At 64.2% G+C, this 4,738-nt stretch carries 5 protein-coding genes; 2 read left to right on the forward strand and 3 right to left on the reverse strand.

The genetic code is table 11. The features are described from left to right. The coding region (locus MOV76_RS38385) for a GAF domain-containing protein (RefSeq protein ID WP_247266519.1) at window positions 1-766 on the reverse strand (766 nt) is incomplete at its 3' end. Between the two features lie 209 nt (window positions 767-975). Between MOV76_RS38385 and msrB the strand changes: the two genes are divergently transcribed. Then, window positions 976-1,461: a peptide-methionine (R)-S-oxide reductase MsrB gene (gene msrB / locus MOV76_RS38390; protein ID WP_130653115.1), complete on the forward strand. Its 486-nt coding sequence runs from the start codon at window positions 976-978 to the stop codon at window positions 1,459-1,461. A 49-nt stretch (window positions 1,462-1,510) separates the two neighbouring features. Here the strand turns inward: msrB and MOV76_RS38395 are convergent, their stop codons facing one another. Both MOV76_RS38395 and MOV76_RS38400 read right to left on the reverse strand, forming a co-directional pair. Continuing rightward, a complete protein-coding gene (locus MOV76_RS38395; protein WP_247266520.1) occupies window positions 1,511-2,719 on the reverse strand; it encodes a TIGR03862 family flavoprotein in 1,209 nt (402 codons plus the stop codon). A 68-nt stretch (window positions 2,720-2,787) separates the two neighbouring features. Then, window positions 2,788-3,210 (reverse strand): helix-turn-helix domain-containing protein, encoded by a 423-nt coding sequence (locus MOV76_RS38400; protein WP_018446442.1) that lies wholly within the window; start codon window positions 3,208-3,210, stop codon window positions 2,788-2,790. A 71-nt stretch (window positions 3,211-3,281) separates the two neighbouring features. On the opposite strand from MOV76_RS38400, the gene MOV76_RS38405 reads away from it, so the two are divergent. After that, window positions 3,282-4,738, forward strand: a 1,457-nt coding sequence (locus tag MOV76_RS38405; protein ID WP_247266521.1) for a heavy metal translocating P-type ATPase, incomplete at its 3' end; no start/stop codon positions are given.

Consider the following 4,738-nt stretch of genomic DNA (forward strand, 5'->3'; position numbering starts at 1 on the left):
CGATGCGTTTGTCGTCCAGCTGCAACGCGACGCGGGCGGCGCGCGTCGCGCCGAGCACCAAATCGTGCCTGTCGACGGCCAGCAAAGCGGCGGCGGAATTGGTGCCGGCCGGGACCATCAGGAAACGGGCGCCGGCAAAGGCCGAGCGGAAGAGGTTGAGCTCGATGCGCATCGCTGCATCGCGCACGGTCTGCGTTAGGATCGCCAGCGTCATCTCGTTGACGTCTTCGCGACATGCGGAGATGTCGAGGGCTGCGGCCACCCGGCCACGATGATCGCGGATCGGCGCCGTCGTGCAGCTGAGGCTGGTATTCGAGCTGAAAAAATGCTGATCGCGGAAGATGGCGACGGCACGCTCGTCGGCAAGTGCAGTGCCGATACCGTTGGTGCCGATGCTGGCCTCTGTCCAGACCGAGCCGGTCCAGAGGCCGAGTTCGCGGAATTCCTTGTCGTCGCCGGCAGCGCCCCGGCGCTCCAGCGCGATGCCGTTCTTGTCGGTCAGAAGCAGGCAACAGCCGGCCCTGCCAACGGTGGTAAAGAGACGATCGAGCTCTTCCGTCGCGCTGGCGATCAGCTGATCGGACTGCTCGCGCGCACGGCGGAATTCCAGGTCGGTGAGGCGCAGCGGAGCCCGCTGGTCCTCGGGGGCGAGCTGGTGCATGGTCATGCACCGCCGCCATGAGGCGACAACAGGAGAACTGGCTGCCGCAGAGTCGCGCTGGGCAGACGTGTAGACGTACTCGGCGTGCGCTGAGTGTTCGTGCATCGGCTCCTCCCACCGAATTTCAGCACACTCTGATGGAAAAGCGGCTGGTTTGCAATCGGCCGGCGCTGGCGCTCGTCAGCGTGCGGCGCCTCCTGACGAAAGTGGCCGAAATCACATTTCGGTGTTTGGTCAGCCATGGCGTAACAAATGACCCCTCTCCCTCGTAGTTCTGTACAGAAGCAAGGTTTGCCAGATGAGGAGATCCGACCATGCTGAACAGACGATTGTTGCTGATGGGCGCTGCTTTTGGGGCGCTTGCGGTTCGCTCAGGCCTGGCCGGCAAGGCAATCGCCGGCGAGAGGTTTGCGGTGACCCACACCGAGGAGGAATGGCGCAAGCTGCTGACGCCGGATCAATATGTCATCCTGCGCCAGGCGGGGACGGAACATCCCTTCACCAGTGCCTTGCTGCATGAGGAGCGAAAGGGCAATTTCGCCTGCGCCGGCTGCGACCAGGACCTCTTTTCCTCGACCACCAAATTCGACAGCGGCACTGGCTGGCCGAGCTTCTGGGCGCCGCTTGAAAATGCCGTCGGCACGACCGGCGACACGACCTTCAGCATGGCACGTACCGCCGTGCACTGCAGCCGTTGCGGCGGTCACCTCGGCCATGTCTTCGATGACGGCCCGAAGCCAACCGGGCTTCGCTACTGCATGAATGGTCTCGCTATGACCTTCCATCCGGCCTCGGTCTGATTGAGGATGATCTTGTTGTTTTGCCTCAAGGCTGACAGCTTCCAGCGCTCTAGCGCTGCAGCCAGGCCTCGATGCCACGGGCTGCCGCCCGGCCGGTCGCTAGGCAGGCGGTGAGGAGATAGCCACCAGTCGGCGCCTCCCAGTCGAGCATTTCGCCGGCGACGAAGGTGCCCGGCAGTGCCTTCAACATGTAGCTTTCGTCGACGCCGGTCCAGCGGATGCCGCCGGCTGAGGAGATCGCTTCGGCGATCGGGCGGGTTTCGATCACCGGCACCGGCAGAGCCTTGATCATGCGGGCGAGACGCTCCGGATCGGCTCGGTCGCGCTCGGGAGCGAGTTCGCGCAGCAGCGCCGCCTTGACGCCGTCGAGGCCGGCGCCCTTGCGCAGGCGGTTTGAAAAGCTCGATTTGGCGTCCTGCCGCGCAAGGTCGCGGCTGAGCCTCTCGATGGTGCGGCCGGGTGCAAGGTCGAGGGTCAGGGAAGCGCTGCCATGGTTCAGCAGCCGGTCGCGCAACGCGGCGGTATGGGTATAGACGAGGCTGCCTTCGATGCCGCTGCCGGTGATGACGAATTCGCCGGGAAAAGTGCCGGCCTCGGACGTGGCGGTGACTGATTTTACCGGCTCGCCGGCGAAACGCTCGCTGAAGTTCCCGCTCCATCCGACCACGAAGCCGCAATTGGCGGGTTGAAAAGTGTCAATTTCCACACCCCTGCCGGCCAGCCAAGGTACCCAGGTAGCATCCGAGCCGAGGCGCGGCCAGCTTGCGCCGCCGAGCGCCAGCAGGGCTGCGTCGCAATGGACGATGCCGCGCCCTTCGGGCGTTTCGAAAACATAGCCGTCTTCGGCAAAACCGGTCCAGCGGTGGCGGGTGCGCAGCGTGGCGCCCTGCGCCTCCAGCCGCCTGAGCCAGGCGCGCAGCAAAGGCGAGGCCTTCATCACCTTCGGAAATACCCGGCCGGACGAGCCGATGAAGGTTTCCGTCCCGAGCTCGCTTGCCCAATTCCTGATATCATCAGGGGTAAAGGCATCAAGAGCGGGGCGCAGACGGGCGGAGGTCGCTCCGAAGCGCGTGGTGAAACGGGCATAATCCTCGGAATGGGTGATGTTGAGACCGGACTTGCCGGCCAGCAGAAATTTGCGGGCAAAGGTCGGCATGGCATCATAGACGGTCACCGCATGACCGGAACGGGAAAGCAGTTCGGCAGCCGCTAGACCCGCCGGGCCGCCGCCGATGATTGCAGTCCGCTTCTGGTTCATTGATGTCTTCGCCCGATTCTGTCTCGTTCAGTTTTGGCGCGGGCGCGGATCGCCTGCAAGGGCGGAGATCAGTGGTGGGGATGCGTGCACTGGCCGTGGTCGGCGAGAACCTCGATGACGCGGCATTGATCGACGCGGCCGTGGCCGCAGCCTTCCACCATGGTTTCCAGCTCGGCTTTCAGCGCCATCAGGCTGCGGATGCGCTGCTCGACCTCGATGAGGCGGGCCTTGGCGATGGCGTCGGCCGAGGCACAGGATTGGTGCGGATCATCCTGCAGGGTGAGCAGCGTGCGGATCGCCTCGATCTCGAAGCCGAGTTCGCGGGCGTGGCGGATGAAGGCGAGGCGGCTGATATCGGCGGGTTCGAAGGAGCGCTGGTTGCCCTCGCTGCGGCTCGGCGCCGCGAGCAGCCCGATGCTCTCGTAATAACGCACCGTCGGCACCTTGACGCCACTCTGGCGAGCAGCTTCGCCGATCGTGATCCTTTTCATAATTTTCCTCTTGCACCTCTAGTCGCTAGAGGATGTAGGAGGGATGCTTCTATTTGACAAGGAAGCGGTTCATGGCTGAGAGCGAAACACGATACCGGGTTGGCGGCATGGATTGCGCCGCCTGCGCAACCAAGATCGATACAGCGGTCAGACGCGTGGCGGGTGTCGCCGATGTTTCCGTCTCGGTGATGGCGGGCACGATGACCGTCCGGCACGATGGCAGCAGCGATCTCAAGACGATCGAGAAGAAGGTCACCGGGCTCGGCTATTCCGTCGCGCCGCTTGCCGGAAACGCTGCGCCTGCGCATGAACACGGCTCGCAGCACCGTCACGACTATGGACATGATCACGGCGATCACGGTGATCACGCGGGCCATGACCACGACCATGAAGGGCACGATCATGCAAGTCATGACCACGACCATTCTCACGAACGTGGCGAGAAGGAAATCGAGGGGCTGCACGGGCACGACCATGCGCCGATGGCCGGTCCCTGGTGGCAGAGTAGGAAGGGCCGGCTGACCATCCTTTCGGGTGCGGCACTCGTTGCCGCCTATGCCGTCGGCCATCTCGTGCCGGCGATTGCGTCCTATGCCTTCATCGTCGCCATGCTGATCGGGCTGGTGCCGATCGCTCGGCGCGCTGTCATGGCTGCCCTCTCAGGAACACCGTTTTCGATCGAGATGCTGATGACGATCGCCGCTGTCGGCGCCGTCATCATCAATGCCGGCGAAGAGGCGGCAACCGTCGTGTTCCTCTTTCTGGTTGGCGAGCTGCTGGAAGGGGTGGCAGCGGGCAAGGCGCGCGAAAGCATCCAGTCGCTGACGGCCCTGGTGCCGAAGAGTGCGCTACTCGAAGACAATGGGCAGACACGGGAGGTGCCGGCGGAAAGCCTTTCGGTCGGCGCCATCATCATGGTTCGTCCTGGCGACCGGATCTCGGCGGACGGCATCATCATCTCAGGCGAGAACGCGATCGACGAGGCGCCGGTGACGGGCGAGAGCACGCCGGTGCGCAAGGGCGTCGATGCCGTCGTTTTTGCCGGCACGGTGAATGGCGATGCGGTCCTCAGGGTTCGCGTCACGGCGGCTGCCGCCGACAATACCATCGCCCGCGTCGTCAAGCTGGTGGAGGAAGCTCAAGAATCGAAGGCGCCGACCGAACGCTTCATCGATCGGTTCTCGCGCTATTACACGCCCGGCGTCGTCGTGGTCGCAGCGCTTGTCGCGGTCGTTCCACCGTTGCTGTTCGCTGGGCCGTGGGGCGAATGGGTCTATAAGGGCCTTGCGATCCTTTTGATCGGCTGCCCCTGCGCGCTCGTCATCTCGACGCCGGCGGCGATCGCCGCCTCGCTTTCATCCGGTGCGCGGCGCGGGCTGCTGATGAAGGGCGGCGCGGTGTTGGAAACGCTCGGCAAGGTGACGACGGTCGACGAGAATGGCCGGATCAACGCCGCGCCCTTCAGTTTCTTCAACTGCCTGTCGGCCGATCCGCCGATCCTTGCGATCGGGGTCGAGAATAATGCCGA

It is taken from the genome of Rhizobium sp. PRIMUS64 (genome assembly GCF_023006465.1).
Lineage (GTDB): Bacteria > Pseudomonadota > Alphaproteobacteria > Rhizobiales > Rhizobiaceae > Rhizobium > Rhizobium leguminosarum.